The organism is Streptococcus sp. IsoGale021, from assembly GCF_031142795.1.
In the GTDB taxonomy this organism is placed as follows: Bacteria; Bacillota; Bacilli; order Lactobacillales; family Streptococcaceae; genus Streptococcus; species Streptococcus hominis.
In genome coordinates this window covers 38646-56818 of sequence record NZ_JAKZJH010000009.1, presented here as the reverse complement: position 1 = coordinate 56818, position 18173 = coordinate 38646, and the positions used below count along the sequence as shown (strand labels likewise).

Below are 18173 nucleotides of genomic sequence, written 5' to 3'. Positions count from 1 at the left end.
ATTACAAGAACGTTTCCTTAGCTACACGAATCAAACGCGCCGCGTCTTCTACAATCGGACGATCCGCGTCTGTCACTGATGTTAATGGAGAACGGACAGAACCGATATTCAGATTTTCATTGATTTTCAAGACTTCCTTGATGACAGAATACATATTTCCATGAGCAGCTGTTAATTTCCCGATAATAGCGTTAATGGTAAATTGCAATTCTTTTGCTTTTTCCAATTCTTTGTCGGCAATCAATTGATTGAGCTTCAAGAAAAGCTCTGGCATTGCTCCATACGTTCCGCCGATACCTGCTCTTGCTCCCATCAGGCGACCACCTAAGAACTGTTCATCTGGACCATTAAAGACGAGGTGGTCTTCTCCACCAAGTGCTGCAAAGGTTTGAATGTCTTGGACAGGCATGGAAGAGTTCTTCACACCAATCACGCGTTCATTTTTGAGCATTTCTGTATAGAGACTCGGCGTTAGAGCTACACCTGCCAACTGCGGAATATTGTAAATCACGAAGTCTGTTTGTGACGCAGCTGCGCTAATATCGTTCCAATATTGGGCAACCGAGTATTCTGGCAAGCGGAAGTAAATCGGCGGAATAGCCGCAATAGCATCTACTCCCAAACTTTCTGCATGGCGTGCCAATTCCACACTATCCTTAGTGTTGTTGCAAGCAACGTGGGCAATAATCGTTAGTTTCCCTTTTGCCACCGCCATGACTTCTTCCAAAATCAATTTCCTATCGGCAACATTTTGGTAGATACACTCCCCAGACGAGCCATTGACATACAAGCCCTGAACTCCTTTTTTAAGGAAATATTCTACCAAAGCCCGCACACGCTCCGGACTAATCTCACCTTGGTCATCATAGCAGGCATAAAAGGCCGGAATGACCCCTTCGTATTTTTTTAAATCTCTCATATTTTATTCTCCAATTTGATTGATTTTATCGTTTGTACTTATTAAAAATAGTTTCCATGATGGGCAATTGCAAAAATCCTAAGGCTGCAAAACCGACTAATACAAAAAGAGTAAAGCCTAGTAGCAACACAAATCCTGAACTAGAGAGGAAAAAGATGATTGCAGCTAATAAGGCTATCATCAAAAAAAACCACGGGAAATGCAAACTCACCATGATAAGACCCGTTTGCAACATATCTTTTATCGTCATTTCAAACTTAGCTGCCAAAGGGTAGACACATAAAAACAGCAAACTAGTAAAAATGATGACACCGATACAAGTTGCTTTTAACATTTGAAATGGTAGCGTCTCTTGTCGCCAAAAGAGCATGAGGTCAAATAGACTGATACCTACAATCAGCAACTCTAGCAAACCGAGTTTGAAACCAATTTTCCAGTTTTTTCTAAAAGCCTGCACATAGGTTGCTGTGACTTTTACGCGACGCGAATCTTTGATGACAAACAAAGTCTGATACAAGCTCATCTTTGCAATACCAATCGTAACAATTGGCAAGCAGGACAGCAAAAAGAGCAAGTTCACAGTCACCAAATCTAATATTTTCTCACATATTCTCATAAAGAAATTATCTGTATCAAAAATACTTTGTATTAGCTGAGAACCTCTCTTTTCCATGACTCTACCTCCTCGTTAGTTATTTCAATCGTTGAGCAAAACCTTTACGACACATTTTTTGACCGTATCACCTTTACCAGCAAACCTATTGGGCTGATGCGGCTCATTGGGTAAAAATAGAACAAAATTCTGTTTATCCAAATAAAATGGAAGAGATTGCTCACAAGTCACAAAGCCAATGTCCTTCTTTTTATCATACGGTTTTCTCACTTCCTTTACCCTGTTGCCATATCGAATGATTTCATGCCCTGCTAAAAGCAAATGCAAGTCTAGATAATGGTGATGAAATTCAAATTCATCTGTCGTGTCAGAACACAATTCATTTTCCTGTACAAACAGAAATACTTTTTCTCCGTCAATCTCATACCGTCCTGAATCATAATCGTTTACATCGTGCGTCAGGAGATAATCAATGGCACAATCCAAATGCTCATGGATACCTTTGTAGTGGGCGAGATTTTCTAATTCATCGAAAATCATTTGGTCAGCCTCCTCATCCTTTCACAGCTCCCATGGTAATACCTTGAGTAAAGGATTTTTGGAATATTAAGAAGACAGCTACAATCGGAACAGCTGCCATAGCAGCACCAGCCATAATCAAACCATAATTCGTTGCCATTTCAGCTTGCATTGTTGCTACCCCTAGTGAAATAGTTAGATTCTGCCGCGATGTCAGCATGACCAATTGCATAAAGTAGTCATTCCATGTGTTGATAAAGGTAAAAATGGCAAGGGCAGCAAAACCTGGTTTCACAATCGGAAAAGCTACATTCCAAAAAGTACGAATCTCACCACAACCGTCCATCTTAGCAGATTCCAACAATTCTGTTGGGATATTTTCGCTAAATTGCTTCATGAGAAAGACACCAAAAGGCCAGCCGACAAGTGGCAAAATAACCGCAGCCAATGTATCGTGAATTCCCATAAAATTGACAATACGAACCAGAGGAACCAACACAACTTGCTTAGGCAAAGCCATGGCAGCGATAAAGGTCGCAAAAAGAATACGTTGACCATAAAAACGCTTTTTGGCTAGAACATAACCTGCTAAAGAAGAGGTAATGCAGACCAAAAACATGGTTGCTAGTGAGATAAAGACACTATTCCACATCCATTGCAAGGCTGGGTTTTGCACCATTAACTGCTCAAAATTTTCCAGTGTTGGCATTTTAGGCCACCATTGAGGCGGAATGACAATCGTATCTGGTTGAGACTTAAAGGCTCCGGTCAAAATCCAATAGAAAGGGAAAACAAAGAGAACGGTCAATACCAATAGAATAATCGTTGAAATAACCGTAAAGGCACTTATTTTTTTCTGTTTCATCTTGTCTCTCCTTTCTTTAATATTCGACGTCATTTCCAAGAATCTTGAATTGGGCAAAGCTAATCAAAGCAATCATGACAGCTAAAAATACCCCCATGGTATTGGCATAACCATATTCAGATAACTTGAAAGCTTTTTCATAAAGGTAATACATCAAGGTACTGGTTGAATAATTCGGACCTCCAGATGTCAATAGCTGAATCAAGGCAAAACATTGGAAAGAGTTAATCGTAGTAATAATCGCAATATAAAGCGTTGTCGGAAGTAAGCTCGGCCATTTAATCTTCCAGAAAACTTGCAGTTCTGTCGCTCCGTCAACACGCGCAGCTTCCACCAATGAATTGTCAATATTTCCCATAGCAGCAATATAGAGAATAATGGGTTGTCCGACAGAAGTTGTCAGCAAAATCACAATAATCGCCATTAAAGCCCAATGCTTATCTCCCAGCCAGGAAATGTTTTGATTGATGACATGCCCTGACTTTAGTACAAAGTTTAAAATTCCTGACAGTGGGTCGTAAATCCATTTCCATACAACGGTTACCGCTACACTCCCTGTTACCACCGGCAGGAAGAAGACAAAACGGTAGAAAGAGCGTGCAATCGCATTTTGACTATAGGTCTGTGACGCTACAAACAAAGAAAACAGCACAACAATTGGCACTGAGCCAATCACAATAATCACCGTATTGATGAGAGATTTGATAAAGACTGGATCTTTAAACATTCGTGAGTAATTGTCCAATCCAACGAATGAAAAGGATGTCATAGAATAATTAAAGAAACTCGTTACAAATCCCATCACCATCGGCGCTAATACAAAGACAATAAAGAATAATAGAACTGGTGCTAAAAAGGCATAGGATACCAAGGTTTCTCTCATTCTTATTTTATTTACTTTCACATCAAGCACCTCGTTTAGATTAGAGGGAAACCAACTCTTTTAAAGCTTTTTGAGTTCTTTCCCGCTTTTATCCTTTTATAGAAATTCCCCTTTTCCTATTTATACATAACTGACGACAGAAAAAGGGGAGAATTCAATTACTTATTTTTGAGCTTTTTTAATGGTTTCATTTGCTTTTTCTGTAAAGGTCTTCAAAGCAGATTCAACTTTTTCGTCACCATTTGAAACAGATTGCAACATTGGGAACCAGAGCGTTCTCATTTCAGCAAATCCATCAATAGTGTTGTAGTATGGTGAATAATATTTTGTCCAAGTGCTGATTGTTTCCATTCGTTTGTCATCGTACAATTTACCAAATGATGAACGAACCGGGAAAGCACCTGTACGAACAACATTTTGTGGTCCCCACTTTTTATCATCAGCGATAAATTTGACAAATTTCTTAGCAGCTTCCACTTTCTTTTTATCTTTATTGTTAAAGATACCAAAACCATTTACAAGGTATTCCAGAGCTGGTTTGCCATTGTCTGACGGGAATGGTACTTCAACAACTTCAACGCCACTGGCTTTCAAGAGTTTAGCTTGGATGCCTTTTTGCGCAGGTGCCCAAAGAACAGTATAAGAAGTTTGCCCATTCGCAAAGTTTTGAATATCTGCTCCACCATCGAATTGAGAGCCGTTTGTCATCAAACCATCTTTAATCCAACTAACTGCTTTATTTAGCCCTTTAACAAAGTTTGGACTGTCTGTTGTATATTTTGTCACTTTATCATCTGTAACAGAACCACTATACAAATTAGCAATGAAAGCACGTGTTCCTTGGTCACCACCTTGACCATTACTGAAGAGCGAGCCAGGAGTATACCCTTTAGCCTTTAAGGCTTTCAACACTTTTTCAAAATCAGCTGTTGTCCACCCTTCTTTTACAAGGTTTTCTACACCAGCTTCTTTCAGCATTTTCTTATTAAATGCCATATAAAACGGAGCAGAACTAATTGGATACATGTAAGCTTTATCACCAGCCTTACTTGCTTGAATGATTTGATCGTTGTTGACATCTTTGACGAAGTCATCAGTAAAGAGATCGTTCAATTCTGCCAATTTACCATTTTTACCATATTGAATAATCCGTCCTGGTGCGTCAAACAACACATCTGGTGCTGTTCCTGCTTCAATAGCTGTTGTAATTTTTTCTGGACCAGATTTGAAGTCAATAGTTTCTAATTTCACTTTAATATCTGGATTGGCTTTTTCAAAGGCTTTGATAATTTCTTTTTCATACGTACCAACACCGTCGCTGGCCTTTTTTTGCGTGAAAACTGGAAAAGCCCACCAAGTAATCTCTGTCTTGCCAGAAGAATTTCCTGAATCAGCTGATTTGTTTGAACCACCTGAATTTCCACATGCTGCCAAAGATAAAATTGCAGCTCCTGCAACTAACGAACAAAGTATTTTCTTCATCCTCATATTGTTTCTCCTTTTATTGTCATCCTTTTTAAGATAAAATTGTTCCTACTTTTCACTTACTGCTGCAACAAAACGCTCTGTAATTTCTTTTGGACGCGTAATGGCACCACCTACTACAATTCCTCTAACACCTAGGTCATGAATGGTTTTCGCTTCACTTGGGTAGTGAATTTTTCCTTCCGCGATAACATCCAAACCTGCATCACACAATTTTTTTACCAAATCAAAATCTGGTCCCTCGCATTGCAGACTATAAGAGGTGTAACCTGACAAAGTTGTCCCTACAAAGTCCACACCTGCTTCTGCTGCAGCCACACCCTCTTCAAAGGTGCTCACATCTGCCATGAGCAATTGATGAGGATATTTTTCCTTCACTCGCTTGATGAAATCCGCAATCTTTAAACCATCAAAACGTTCCCGCTTTGTACCATCAAAAGCAATTACTTCAATATCCAGAGCTGCTAGTTCATCAATTTCTCGCATCGTTGCGGTAATAAATGGCTCTTGAGGTGGATAATCCCGCTTGATAATGCCGATGATCGGCAACAAAGTAACCTCTTTAATTTCCTTAATATCCCGAACACTATTAGCTCGAATGCCAACAGCTCCTCCTTGTTCAGCCGCTTTCACCAAAAGGGGAATAATCCCACCTGCTTCAGTATATAGCGGTTCGTGTGGCAAGGCTTGACAGGAAACAATGATGCCATTTTTTATTTTGGCAATCAGCTCGTCTTTTGTCATTTGTGCCATAGACAGCCTTCTCCTTTGCTATTGTAGATCGATTTTTAAAGCGCTTTCAATCTCACGATGTTATTATAACTATTTTTTGAAGCGCTTTCAACAATATATGAGATTTTGGTTCTAATTTCTAATAACAATTACTTTTCTCTTAAATCTTGAAAGTAGTTTCAACCAGAACGATAGCTCTGTTAACATGACGCTATAATCATTGCGGATTGCCTCTGAGGTATACAAAGACTGCATCTCTGCGAATGCTATCTCCCCCCAAGAATTGTCTAGAATGGAGACCCTATAATAGAATTAGCAAGAGGGAATGCTTTTTTCAGGAGTATCATCCAGAGTCGCTTTTGAATAAAAGTTTAAAATTTTCTCATTGCTGGTGTTCTTTTCGGTATTGTCCTGGCGTCCGTCTAAACATCTTCTCCTATCTACACGTATGCCAATTTACGAGGTAGCACAAAGTGTTGGATTTTCAAATAAAACTTACTTTTATGACAAATATCGTACCTATTTTGGACATTCCCCAAAAGACGAACGCAAATAAAAGGCAGAGACAATATTATCCCTGCCTTATTTTATAATAGCAAAAAGCTTTTGACGTAGTAGCTAATATCTAAATACTTCTTTAAGGTTACAGCAAAGCAAACCACTCCTTAGTCATTTTTCAAGCTTAGATGAGTATTTTTGACGAAAACTGCGTTTCTCTTCATTCACCACTTTGACAGCCCGAGAGGCTATTGAACAACTTTGCGAAGTTGAAACTACTAACTAAAAATTTTCAAATATTAGTTCTATCTCGCTTTTTTATTTTTACGACAAATCAGCACTTAAAACAACTCTTTGTAAAGAGCAATCGTTTCTTCTAAGGTTGGCATAAATGGATTTCCTGGTGCACAAGCATCAATGAGTGCATTTTTAGAAAGGTATTCAAAGTCAAATTCCTCTTCTTTAATGTCCAGTTCTGTCAATTTTTTCGGAATGCCCACAGTTGCTGATAATTTTTCAATTTCAGAAATGGCATAATCAGCGCATTCTTTATCACTTTTACCTTCCGTATGCAAACCAAGAGCTTTTGCAACATTTCGGAATGCTTCTGGCACACGTTTTGCATTTTCACGCTCTACAACTGGTAAAAGCATGGCACAACAAACACCGTGAGGAAGATTGTAAACTGCTCCAAGTTGATGAGCCATAGAGTGTACATAACCTAGCCCAGCATTATTAAAGGCCATACCACCTAGGAAAATCGCATTAACCATAGCTTCACGTGCTTCAATGTCATGGCCATTTTCAACAGCACGAGGTAAAAATTCTTTAATTAACTCAATTGCACCAATAGACAATTTTTTCGTCACATTATACGCACCTGGTGTTACCAAAGCTTCAACCGCATGTGTAAGAGCATCCATACCTGTTGCAGCTGTCAAAGCTTTTGGTTTTGAAATCATCAATTCTGGATCATTTACTGACAGGAGTGCAAGGCTATTCTTATCAACCATAACCATTTTCACTTTACGCTCTTCGTCAGTAATAACATAGTTAATCGTGATTTCAGCTGATGTGCCTGCTGTCGTATTGATTGCTACAACCGGCAAGCCTTTTTCTTTTGATTTGTGAACACCTTCGTAATCTTGCGGACGCCCGCCATTCGTTGCAAGAATTGAAATACTACTTGCAGCATCTTGTGGCGAACCACCACCAAGTGAAATAATAAAATCACAATTATTATCTCGCAAAACAGCTAAACCATCTTCAACATTTTTAACAGTTGGATTTGGCTCAACATCACTAAAAACGACATACTCAATGCCTTCCTTATCAAGTGGTGCAGTTACCTTAGGTAAAATGTCACTGCTTGCAATATAATGGTCTGTCACCAAGAGAGCTTTCTTATACCCCAATTCTTTGATATGATCACCTATTTCATTAATCACACCACAACCAATAAGATTAACTGATGGAACATAAAATACTGACATTATATTTCCTCCTTATTTTTATAAATATCATCTATTTTAGAAACCGCTTACACAATTATATTATAACACTCATAATGCTTTTTGCAACATCAACTTTTCATTATTTTAGTATCAAATTTACAGATTCAAAACTTATCAGTCTATTATGATCTTTTAGGGCAAAGAGAAGTATAAGATTTTCTGTATCCACAATGACATCGTCCATATCAAACACTAACAATTGAAACATGACCGTCCTCCTTTTTTCACAACTAGTTTACAGGAAAACACATACAATACCAAGCAAGAGAAAGAACACTCTCTCCAAATAGAAAAATCTCCCTACAAAAGCAGGGAGATGTGACTGATAAACTGATTTAGGTCTAAAAATCTGAATACATTGTCTGTACAATGACGAACGATTCAAATCAGAACAAACTTTACTGTCTATTTACGACGTCCTGGACGTTCTGCATAGCCATAGTAGGCGTCAGCCATGATTTCTTCCATGTCAGTAACTATTGGCAAGCGTGGATTTGCTGGTGAACATTGGTCTTCATAAGCAAGAACGGCAATATCATGTAAGCTATCTTTCCAAGTTTTTTCATCAATACCTTGATCTTTAAAGTTCATCTTGATACCAACCGCTACACCAAGGTCATAAACAGCTTTAGCATACGCTTCAACCGCTTCTTCTGGTGTTGAGCAAGGAAGACCTAGCATACGAGCAATATCTTGGAATTTTTCATCAGCTTTCCAGTAGTTGTACTTAGGCCATGTTGTAGTTTTAGATGGACGAGTTCCATTGTAACGGATAACATAAGGAAGTAAAATAGCATTTGTACGTCCGTGAATGGTGTGGTGAACAGCACCAATCTTATGCGCCATTGAGTGACTCATCCCAAGAAAAGCATTTGCAAAGGCCATACCAGCCATTGTAGAGGCATTGTGCATCTTTTCACGTGCTTCTGGGTCAGCTGTTTTTACAGATTTTTCCAAGTATTTGAAGACTAACTTGATGGTTTGAAGAGCAATACCATCTGTATAGTCATTGGCAAAGTTAGAAGTATAAGCTTCAGTTGCGTGTGTCAAGACATCCATACCTGTGTCAGCAGCAATAAATGCTGGAACAGATTCTACCAAAGCAGGGTCAACAATTGCAATAGTTGGTGTCAATGCGTAGTCAGTGATAGGGTATTTACGATTATTTGCCTTATCAGAGATAACTGCAAACGGTGTTACTTCTGAACCTGTACCAGATGTAGTTGGAATACCGATATATTGTGCTTTCTTACCAAGTGACGGGAATTTGAAGGCGCGTTTACGGATATCCATGAATTTTTGAACGAGGTCACCGAAGTCAACGTCTGGCTGTTCATAGAACATCCACATACCTTTAGCCGCATCCATTGGTGAACCACCACCAAGGGCAATGATAGTGTCTGGTTCAAACGAGCGCATTACTTCAACACCACGACGAACTGTTGTGATATCTGGATCTGGTTCAACATCTGAGAAGACTTGAATCGTGACTTTGTTTTTACGAAGATTCAATTGGTCAATCACACGTTGTACAAAACCGAGTTTTTCAATTGATTTATCGGTAACAATCATGACACGTTCGATACCTTCGCAAGTTTGAAGATATTGAATTGAGTTACGTTCGAAGTAAATTTTTGAAGGAACTTTAAACCATTGCATATTATTTCTACGTTTCCCTACTTTCTTGATGTTAAGAAGGTTGATAGCTGATACGTTATCACCAACTGAGTTGTGTCCGTATGAACCACATCCAAGTGTTAATGATGGAATGAAGGCGTTGTATACATCACCGATACCACCAAAGGTAGATGGAGAGTTCCAGATAATACGCATTGCCTTTATTTCCGTACCGAAACGTTTTGCAAGAGCTTCATCTTTTGTATGGATAGCAGCTGAGTGTCCTAGACCATTAAATTCAACCATTTGACGAGCTTTTTTAAGTCCATCTTCAGTATCTTCAGCTTTCAAAACCGCAATAATAGGTGATAATTTTTCACGAGTCAATGGTTCTTTAATTCCAACTTCTGCACATTCAGCAGCCAAGATATTTGTACCTTCTGGTACTTTGAATCCTGCTTGCTCAGCAATCCATGTAGCTGGTTTACCAACAATATTTGGGTTCAATTTTGCACCAGCGCAGTTCTTGCTGTTGGCTTTTGCACCAAAACAGAATTCTTCCAAAAGCGCTTTTTCTTTCTTGTTGACAAAGTAAGTATGGTAAGATTTGAATTCTGTTACAAATTCATCATAGATTTCTTTATCAATGATCACAGCTTGCTCAGATGCACAGACCATACCATTATCAAATGATTTGGACATCACGATATCATGTGCTGCTTGGCGGATATTTGCTGATTTTTCAACGTAAGCTGGAACGTTACCAGCACCAACTCCAAGAGCAGGTTTGCCGCATGAATAAGCAGCTTTTACCATGGCGTTCCCACCAGTCGCAAGAATTGTTGCAATACCTTCATGGTTCATCAAAGCTGTTGTTGCTTCCATAGATGGCTGTGTAATCCATTGAACACAGTTTTCAGGTGCACCTGCTGCAATCGCTGCATCACGTACGATTTGTGCCGCATGAGCAGAAGATTCTTGAGCAGATGGGTGGAAAGCAAAGATAATTGGATTACGCGTTTTCAATGAAATCAATGATTTAAAAATCGCTGTTGAAGTTGGGTTAGTCGTTGGAGTGATGCCGCAGATTACTCCGACTGGTTCAGCAATTTTCGTTAAACCTGTAATAGGATCATCTTCAATCACACCAACAGTTTTAACACCACGCATATTGTTAACAACGTGTTCGCAGGCAAAGAGGTTCTTTGTTGCTTTGTCTTCAAAGACACCGCGACCTGTTTCTTTAACAGCATGTTCTGCTAAGATACCATGTGCATCAAGAGCAGCAACTGAAGCTTTTGCAACAATGTAGTCTACTTGTTCTTGATTTAATTTTCTCATTTCTTCCAGAGCAACTAGCCCTTTTTGAACGAGTTCGTCAACATGCTTTTCAGCAGCTAACTTTTTTTCTTCGGGAGTTAATGTTTTTTTATCAGCCATGTGTTCCTCCAATGGTTTTTAGGATTTTTATAAATCCTTTGTTAAATTTTTCACAAGATTATTATACCTTATTTTCTTTCTCTTGTAAACACTTTCATGCAAACTTCACAAACTTTTTCTTTTATATTGTGAATTTGTTTCAAAATATGAGTTTTCTACTATATTTTAAAACATTGTTTGTGAAGTTTAAAACTTAAAATTATATATTTCACATACTTTTTCAAGATTTCCAAAAACAAAAGTTATGTAAAAAAGAGCATTTTTGCTGTGTATTCCTACACCCTCGTTCTACCCTACTATCTTTTTACAGCACACAAAAGTCATGAATCGCAAGGCAATCCATGACTTCTAATTATTACTATTATTTCTTCACTGTTCCTTTTTTCACAGCTTCATCAATAGCTTGTTTGACGGTTTGTGCATAGAGTTCACCGCCCTTGGTGATCGTTGTTGTCTCCGAGCCAAAGTGCACATAGTCAGTTCCATACCAAATTTCTGGGTGTTGGATAGCAGTTTGATACCAATCCGCTACAAATACATAATCGTATTTTTTCGCCAATTCCAATTCATACTGACGTGTTTTTACAGCGATACTGGTCCCATCATGCGCTGTGCGTCCGTCATAAGGCGTTACCAAGATTAAGCGATGACCTTTCGGTAATTTTGCAATAAATTGATTGAGCAAACTTTCGTAGTTATCAACCGTATTGGTTCCCAAGGCTAAGACCACTGTTTCCAGAAGCACCTTGTTTGAAATATCAGTTTGATAGACTTGCAAGCCCGATTCTAAGTTTCGACTGACCGCTGCATCCACTTGAATTTCCGGCATAGCCTGCTTGAGCCATTCACTTGCTCGCAAAGCTACCGAATCTCCGATAACGGTCGTACCCTTTGCTACATTGTATTGACTGGCACTCACATTATCAGCTTGGGTACGAGTGATCTGCATTTTACTGTCAGCTTGATTTAACCCATTGACGAGCAAATTTTCTTCAAAAGCACCAATTTTCGGAGCAGTCACAATCATGACCAAAGCGACCAGTGTTAATGGAATCAAACTATAAAATACAGGCGTTGTGATTTGCTTGATGTCCATCTTCAAGCCAAATACTTTTGGCTCTCTACCTGCTAATGTCGGCTCCAACAGATAGAAAGAGAAAGCCGCCAAGGCAAAGGAAAGCACGGTTGTCAATAGAACTGCCCATCCATTGCCCATCAATTGGGAAAAGATGATGTAAAACGGCCAATGGAACAAATACACGCCGTAACTCGTATCTGCAATAAATGTGATAACAGGCGGCTCATCAACATGCGACGTTTTATCATGAAGCACACGTGTTGCTAAAATCATCACGACTGAAAATACCGTTGCCAAAAGGAAACCAAACAGATAAGTCAATAAATTATCAAATCTTAGGAGGAACGTTAATAATAGCAAAGCTATAAAACTACCACCAAGTAGATAAAAGGTCTTTTTCAAATCAAGCGCTTGCTCCATTTTACGAAAAGGTGCTCCCAAATCACTCACACCCGAAAGTGTCGCTAAGATACTTCCTGCAAAAAACGGGAAGATATGCGTGAAACTTGAAAAGTAAATCACAGAAAAGTTTGAAACGAAGAAGCTTCTGACAAACATAGAAAGAAAACTAATCAAGAAGAAAGCGAACGAAACGAGAAAGATAATCCCTCGAAATTGCCCGACTGTTTTACTTTTCTTAGCTAAATACCATGTCGCCAAGCCCCACAAGACATAGTAGTGCATTTCCAACGCCAAGCTCCATGTGTGCACAAAGAGATGTTGGATAAATTGACTCTCGTAATTTCCACCAGACAAAATTTCATAAAAATTTGTCACAAAGCCGAGTGCAGCAGCGATTTGCGTCCCAATACCAGCCACAAAATCCTTCCGAATCAGCAAGGTAAAGGGCATGATAATCAAAATCATAAAGACAAGCGGTGGCACAATCCGATAAAAGCGACGTCTTAAGAATCCTTTAACATCAATTTCCTTGTTTCTGGTAAATTCATCAATTAAAAGAGACGTAATCAAAAAGCCTGAGAAAGTGAAGAAAATATCCACACCAATAAACCCACCGGGAAAAGCTTTCTGGAAGAAATGATAGAGCAGAACTAGGAGTAATCCTGTAATCCTCACTAATGAAAACCATTTAATGCGCATTTTGATAAATCCCCTGTTTAAACTTTCCCTTGTAGACAACATTATTTTCTGTTGTTAATTTGCCTTGCCCTTCAGGCTGTCCATTCACAAAGTTGCCTTCGTACTTCCAGCCAGCTTTAGCTGTAAAAGTTCCTTTCCCATTGAAAGTTCCATTTTTAAAATAGCCTTTATAAACATCACCATTCTTAAAAGTCAATGTTCCTTGACCATTCATTTTCCCACGGACGAGACTGCCATTATATTTGATTGCTCCTTTATCCAAGGTCAATGCCCCTTGACTGGGAATACCTGATGTAAAAGCCACCATCGCTGATAGGACAATAACCGTTACTGCTAGCAATTCCAAGTTATGCCTTGTGAGATAAATTTTGTACTTTTCGTAAAATTCTTTTAATGTGTCCATTCTCTCCACTAATCTTCGCTCTTCACGCGTTCAATCCATTTCTGACAACCTGCCAAAACAAGCCGGTAAGTCTCGTCAAAATCACCTGTGTACCAAGGATCTGGCACACTTCTCTCTTCAAATTGGAATACTTTCTCCAGATATTTTCCCGGTGCAATTTTCCTCAAATCTTGAAAATTGGACTCGTCCATTCCGATAATATAATCAAAGTCTACAAAATCCTGCTGGGAAATTTGCTGGGAAGTTTTGCTTTTGTCATAAGAAATGGCATATTTTTTAAAAATCGCCTGCGTTCCCGAATGGATTGGATTACCATGCTCCCAGTCTGAAGTCGCACGACTTTCAACATAAACGTCATCTGTCAAATCTTTCATCACAAATTCTGCCATTGGACTGCGACAGATATTTCCCAAGCAAACAAATACAATTTTCTTCATAGCATAGACCTCTTTACTATTATAACAAAATCTAAAAAAATAGGAATTTAAACCCCTGAGAATTTTTGAATTCTTTTAAAAGCACAAAAAGCCGCCGATTGGGCGACTCTTATAGGGAGATTATTATGAAAAAGAAAAGTTTTTAGGAGTTCAAGTTAAGCTTCTCTCAACTTGTGATTATAGTATACCGATTCTGACTTAAATTTTTCTTAAAGATTTTACTATTTTTGAGAAATTTTAAAGAAATTCAATTTGAAGATTGTTCCACTTCTTCTGCCAATCTTTTTTCTGTATTCTCATATTATAAAGCTGTCTCCTGTCTGCATCTTCTAGGAAATGCGGAGTCGGCTGAACACGAAAATGGAGAATATCGTCTAAACCATAGGGAGCAAAGAATTCCAGCTGTCTATTATCCAACAAACGTAAACCCACAGCTGTACAGCGCTCTGGATATTTACTCATGGCATCTTGCGAGCTAGTATAAGATTGGGTATTTGGACTGTGGATATGCATATAAACCTGGTTTTTCAGCTCCCAGTTATAGTTTGGATAGTTTTCTTTCAGTTTTGTCTCGATTTTAAGGGTTTCTTCATAAGAAATAGCTGGATCAAAGAAAATTACATCAACGTCTGTCTCTGTATCAAATCCCGATTGATTTGACAAATAATTCCAGATAAAATTTCGTACACTGCCAGCAGCCAACCAACTATCTTTTAGCTGCAAACTGCGAATCATTGTTAAAATCGTCATCAAATCTTTATCTGCAGTAAATTGATTTAAAATATCCTGCTCTGCTATTTTCATAAATCCTACTTTTCAAAATACTCATAACCTAGATGTTCATAAGCCTTGCGGGTCGCCACGCGCCCTGTTCTCGTCCGCATGACAAAGCCTTTTTGGATCAGATAAGGCTCATACATATCTTCAACTGTTTCTCGTTCTTCAGCGATATTAACCGAAAGAGTTCCCAGACCAACCGGACCACCGCCATACACTTCAATCATGGTCTTGAGAATCTTCTGATCCACATAATCTAGACCTTCCTGATCCACATCAAGCATCGTCAGAGCTTGATCAGTAATTTGGTCATCAATCAGTCCGTCACCCATAATCTGAGCAAAATCTCGTACACGCTTGAGAAGCCGATTGGCAATACGAGGCGTACCCCGGCTACGCAATGCTAATTCCTCAGCTGCTTCATGAGTGATATCCATTTCAAAAATTTCTGCCGTTCGCTCCACAATCTCAGTCAAATCTGCTTCTGCATAATATTCCATGTGACCAGTAATCCCGAAACGTGCGCGTAGAGGATTTGACAGCATACCTGCCCGCGTCGTTGCTCCAATCAACGTAAAAGGCGGTAACTCCAAGTGAACGCTACGGCTGGTCTCCCCTGCACCAATCATAATGTCAATATAGAAATCCTCCATCGCGCTGTAAAGCACCTCTTCCACAGCCATGGGTAAGCGATGAATTTCATCAATAAAGAGGACATCTCCCGGATCTAGGTCATTTAAAATCGCTACCAAATCACCTGCTTTTTCGATGACTGGACCAGAAGTTTGCTTGAGATTGACTCCTAGTTCATTGGCAATAACAAAGGCCATAGTGGTCTTCCCTAGTCCCGGAGGTCCGAAAAGCAAGGTGTGATCTAGCGCCTCATCTCGCAACTTAGCTGCCTCGATAAAAATATTTAATTGATTTTTGACCTTATCTTGCCCAATATATTCTTGCAAATACTGGGGACGAAGCGTGCGTTCTACTAACTCTTCGTCTCCCATCAATTCATTATCCAAAATTCTACTCATAACTACTATTATAACAAAAAATCAGGTTAGTAAGTTAGTTTGAACTTAGGTTTTACAAATAGAAATTGAAGGGAGTGTTATTATGAAAAAGACTAGAAAGTCTTTATTTGATAATGCTGGATATTTCAAATAAAAAAACGACAGACAAATAATCTATCGTTTCAATATATCGTGTTATTTAGTTGTTGCATGATAAATGGTCGTGCTGGTAAAAATCTCACTCGCTTTTAAGATAACATCTGCTTTCAAGTCGCTATGAATCGCATCAGGAAGTGCCTGAGTTTCCAAAGCCAAGCCATTGTGTTGAATCATGGGTTGCCCATTTAAAATGACCGTATCATCTACAAAATTTGCTGAATAAGTCACTAGGCATGGCGCACTTGTTTTAAACATCAAAAAGCGACCTGACTTCGGATCGTACAAAGAACCAGCCCTATCCTCTTGCTTGTTTAAAGCAAATGGATGATCCAAACCGGACACAATCTGAATCTGCTCATCTTGATTGGCAAAAATATCTTTAAAAGCCACACCTTTCATTAAGTCTTTGACAAAATCTCGCTCTGAATCTGGCGTTTTAGCAGGCACACCATCCGGTGCGATTGGAAATACCCCTAAGGTATTTAGCTGCAATACACAATTGTCAATCGGTTGACTGAAATCGCCCGATAAATTGAAATAACTGTGATTGGTTGGATTGACCAAGGTATCCTTGTCCGTCTGGACTTGGTAAGAAACTTCTAATTCGCCTATCTCCGTTAAAGCATAGGAAACCCAGACTTTCAGATTTCCCGGAAAACCACCAGTGCCATCTACACGCTCGGTGTAAAAAGTAATGCCTTCATTCGTGACTTCTTCAACTTGAAAAATAGCACTATCCCAGCCAGTAGAGCCACTATGATTGCAATTTTCTGCATTATTGACTTCTAACTGATAGGTTTCACCATTCAGCTCAAACTGTGCTTTTGCAATCCGTCCTGCAACTGGTCCGACGCTTGCACCATATTTAGGGCTGTTGCCTACATAGGCATCAAAATGATCAAACCCCACCACGATATTTGCAAATTCATGATTTTTGTCCGGAGTGACATACTCTAAGACAGTCGCACCATAAGTCATGACTTTCAAACGATAGCCCAAGTCATTTTCAAATGTGTAAGCAACAATATCTTTTCCTTGAAATGTTCCAAAAATAGCTTCTTGATAAGATTTCATACAACTTTCCTTGTTTTTATTACAAATTTATGTTTTCCTCTTTTAAATCTCTAGCTTTTCCGTCCACGAAACGGCTGTTTCACGTAAAACATGATTCAAGTCTTCAATATTTTGACGCCCCGTTTCATCAAGCCAAGCTTTGGCTGCTTCTGCCCCTTGATTAGCAAAGACGGTAACAGCTTCTTTCCAAGTTGCACGACCGCAAAGGACTCCATTGAATTGAGAACCTGCTTCATGCGCCACTTTGAGCGTTTCCTGGAAAAGCTCTGCGCTAACTCCAGCACTCAGGAAAATAAAGGGCAGGTGAGTTGCATCAGACTGCTCTTTGAAAAATGTCTTGGCTTCCGCGAGGCTGTAGACAGGTTCAACCCCACCTTTCGTAAACCTTTCGACAAAATTCATATTGACCGGTACTTCCACTTTCAAGACATCAACATTGTAGCGCGGATTTGAAAAGAGTTTCATGGCTTCATTGACCTTTTGCGGTTTCACTTTCGCATAATCTGCATCTACTACATTATCACGCTTTGCATCATACGTCAAGATTTCAAGGAAATAAGGAATGTTTTCTGCCACACATTCACTTCCCACGCGCTCTACCCAGGCTTGCTTGATGTCGTTGATTTCAGGTTTATCATCTACATCATAGTAAATCAAAACCTTGACTGCGTCAGCACCTAACTCTTTAATGCGTTTGGCTGACCAATTTGGTAGCAAATCTGGCAAGCGACCCTCTGTTGTCGCATCATAACCTGTTTTTTCATAGGCAACAATAAGACCGCATTCTGGCGCACGTAATTTGGTAGCAGGTACACCGAATTCTGGATCCAAAAGGATAGAAGTTGCATACGGAGTCAACTGACTGGAAATCAATTGTTTAAATTCAATGAGCGCTTCATCTCCTGACACAGCATGTGCGCCACTTGCCAGCATTTTTTTCAATGAACCTCTCTGGTCAATCGCCAAAGCTCCAATAATGCCATTTTCATCTGAAAGATTCTTTAAATGTGATAATTTTTCGTGACTAATCCTTAATTTTTCCATGGATT

At 39.2% G+C, this 18173-nt stretch carries 17 protein-coding genes; 1 reads left to right on the top strand and 16 read right to left on the bottom strand.

What is annotated here, in order from left to right; genetic code table 11:
* Position 1: 1 nt before the first annotated feature.
* The 7 genes from RG565_RS07405 to RG565_RS07375 form a co-directional block, all read right to left on the bottom strand.
* A complete protein-coding gene (locus RG565_RS07405) occupies positions 2–919 on the bottom strand; it encodes a dihydrodipicolinate synthase family protein (RefSeq protein WP_247937272.1) in 918 nt (305 codons plus the stop codon).
* A gap of 25 nt (positions 920–944) precedes the next feature.
* On the bottom strand, positions 945–1592 hold the full coding sequence (locus RG565_RS07400; protein WP_003041017.1) for a YesL family protein: 648 nt from the start codon (positions 1590–1592) through the stop codon (positions 945–947).
* A gap of 24 nt (positions 1593–1616) precedes the next feature.
* Positions 1617–2072 (bottom strand): YhcH/YjgK/YiaL family protein, encoded by a 456-nt coding sequence (locus RG565_RS07395; RefSeq protein ID WP_247937273.1) that lies wholly within the window; start codon positions 2070–2072, stop codon positions 1617–1619.
* A gap of 13 nt (positions 2073–2085) precedes the next feature.
* Positions 2086–2916, bottom strand: coding sequence for a carbohydrate ABC transporter permease (locus RG565_RS07390; protein WP_247937274.1), 831 nt, complete (start codon positions 2914–2916; stop codon positions 2086–2088).
* Between the two features lie 16 nt (positions 2917–2932).
* Positions 2933–3820 (bottom strand): carbohydrate ABC transporter permease, encoded by an 888-nt coding sequence (locus RG565_RS07385; RefSeq protein ID WP_021001175.1) that lies wholly within the window; start codon positions 3818–3820, stop codon positions 2933–2935.
* A 141-nt stretch (positions 3821–3961) separates the two neighbouring features.
* Positions 3962–5287: an ABC transporter substrate-binding protein gene (locus tag RG565_RS07380; protein WP_059221389.1), complete on the bottom strand. Its 1326-nt coding sequence runs from the start codon at positions 5285–5287 to the stop codon at positions 3962–3964.
* Between the two features lie 45 nt (positions 5288–5332).
* Complete coding sequence (locus RG565_RS07375; protein ID WP_247937275.1) at positions 5333–6037, bottom strand: N-acetylmannosamine-6-phosphate 2-epimerase; 705 nt, start codon at positions 6035–6037, stop codon at positions 5333–5335.
* Between the two features lie 370 nt (positions 6038–6407).
* Here RG565_RS07375 and RG565_RS07370 point away from each other — a divergent pair, with 370 nt between their 5' ends.
* Positions 6408–6572 (top strand): helix-turn-helix domain-containing protein, encoded by a 165-nt coding sequence (locus RG565_RS07370; protein ID WP_224785092.1) that lies wholly within the window; start codon positions 6408–6410, stop codon positions 6570–6572.
* A gap of 283 nt (positions 6573–6855) precedes the next feature.
* Here the strand turns inward: RG565_RS07370 and RG565_RS07365 are convergent, their stop codons facing one another.
* The 9 genes from RG565_RS07365 to lacD form a co-directional block, all read right to left on the bottom strand.
* The gene (locus RG565_RS07365) at positions 6856–8007 is read right to left on the bottom strand and encodes an iron-containing alcohol dehydrogenase (RefSeq protein WP_070497128.1); all 1152 of its coding nucleotides are present in this window, start codon (positions 8005–8007) and stop codon (positions 6856–6858) included.
* Between the two features lie 426 nt (positions 8008–8433).
* Complete coding sequence (gene adhE / locus RG565_RS07360) at positions 8434–11085, bottom strand: bifunctional acetaldehyde-CoA/alcohol dehydrogenase (protein ID WP_247937276.1); 2652 nt, start codon at positions 11083–11085, stop codon at positions 8434–8436.
* Between the two features lie 361 nt (positions 11086–11446).
* Complete coding sequence (locus RG565_RS07355; protein ID WP_268732213.1) at positions 11447–13264, bottom strand: acyltransferase family protein; 1818 nt, start codon at positions 13262–13264, stop codon at positions 11447–11449.
* Positions 13254–13667: an MORN repeat-containing protein gene (locus RG565_RS07350; protein ID WP_268732214.1), complete on the bottom strand. Its 414-nt coding sequence runs from the start codon at positions 13665–13667 to the stop codon at positions 13254–13256. The genes RG565_RS07355 and RG565_RS07350 overlap by 11 nt, the downstream gene beginning before the upstream one ends.
* A gap of 8 nt (positions 13668–13675) precedes the next feature.
* Positions 13676–14104, bottom strand: a complete 429-nt coding sequence (locus RG565_RS07345; RefSeq protein WP_268732215.1) for a low molecular weight protein-tyrosine-phosphatase — start codon at positions 14102–14104, stop codon at positions 13676–13678.
* A gap of 237 nt (positions 14105–14341) precedes the next feature.
* A complete protein-coding gene (locus tag RG565_RS07340) occupies positions 14342–14908 on the bottom strand; it encodes a nucleotidyltransferase family protein (protein WP_247937279.1) in 567 nt (188 codons plus the stop codon).
* Between the two features lie 5 nt (positions 14909–14913).
* Entirely contained in the window at positions 14914–15912 is a 999-nt protein-coding gene (ruvB, locus tag RG565_RS07335; RefSeq protein WP_247937280.1) for a Holliday junction branch migration DNA helicase RuvB, read from the bottom strand.
* A 174-nt stretch (positions 15913–16086) separates the two neighbouring features.
* Positions 16087–17124, bottom strand: coding sequence for an aldose epimerase family protein (locus RG565_RS07330; protein ID WP_247937281.1), 1038 nt, complete (start codon positions 17122–17124; stop codon positions 16087–16089).
* Positions 17125–17166: 42 nt separating this feature from the next.
* Entirely contained in the window at positions 17167–18168 is a 1002-nt protein-coding gene (lacD, locus tag RG565_RS07325) for a tagatose-bisphosphate aldolase (protein WP_247937282.1), read from the bottom strand.
* Between the last annotated feature and the right edge of the window lie 5 nt (positions 18169–18173).

Bases quoted from the DNA above. Each gene is read 5' to 3' on its own strand.
- RG565_RS07405 (WP_247937272.1), bottom strand. From the start codon at position 919: ATGAGAGATTTAAAAAAATACGAAGGGGTCATTCCGGCCTTTTATGCC.
- RG565_RS07400 (WP_003041017.1), bottom strand. From the start codon at position 1,592: ATGGAAAAGAGAGGTTCTCAGCTAATACAAAGTATTTTTGATACAGAT.
- RG565_RS07395 (WP_247937273.1), bottom strand. From the start codon at position 2,072: ATGATTTTCGATGAATTAGAAAATCTCGCCCACTACAAAGGTATCCAT.
- RG565_RS07390 (WP_247937274.1), bottom strand. From the start codon at position 2,916: ATGAAACAGAAAAAAATAAGTGCCTTTACGGTTATTTCAACGATTATT.
- RG565_RS07380 (WP_059221389.1), bottom strand. From the start codon at position 5,287: ATGAGGATGAAGAAAATACTTTGTTCGTTAGTTGCAGGAGCTGCAATT.
- RG565_RS07375 (WP_247937275.1), bottom strand. From the start codon at position 6,037: ATGGCACAAATGACAAAAGACGAGCTGATTGCCAAAATAAAAAATGGC.
- RG565_RS07365 (WP_070497128.1), bottom strand. From the start codon at position 8,007: ATGTCAGTATTTTATGTTCCATCAGTTAATCTTATTGGTTGTGGTGTG.
- adhE (WP_247937276.1), bottom strand. From the start codon at position 11,085: ATGGCTGATAAAAAAACATTAACTCCCGAAGAAAAAAAGTTAGCTGCT.
- RG565_RS07355 (WP_268732213.1), bottom strand. From the start codon at position 13,264: ATGCGCATTAAATGGTTTTCATTAGTGAGGATTACAGGATTACTCCTA.
- RG565_RS07350 (WP_268732214.1), bottom strand. From the start codon at position 13,667: ATGGACACATTAAAAGAATTTTACGAAAAGTACAAAATTTATCTCACA.
- RG565_RS07345 (WP_268732215.1), bottom strand. From the start codon at position 14,104: ATGAAGAAAATTGTATTTGTTTGCTTGGGAAATATCTGTCGCAGTCCA.
- RG565_RS07340 (WP_247937279.1), bottom strand. From the start codon at position 14,908: ATGAAAATAGCAGAGCAGGATATTTTAAATCAATTTACTGCAGATAAA.
- ruvB (WP_247937280.1), bottom strand. From the start codon at position 15,912: ATGAGTAGAATTTTGGATAATGAATTGATGGGAGACGAAGAGTTAGTA.
- RG565_RS07330 (WP_247937281.1), bottom strand. From the start codon at position 17,124: ATGAAATCTTATCAAGAAGCTATTTTTGGAACATTTCAAGGAAAAGAT.
- lacD (WP_247937282.1), bottom strand. From the start codon at position 18,168: ATGGAAAAATTAAGGATTAGTCACGAAAAATTATCACATTTAAAGAAT.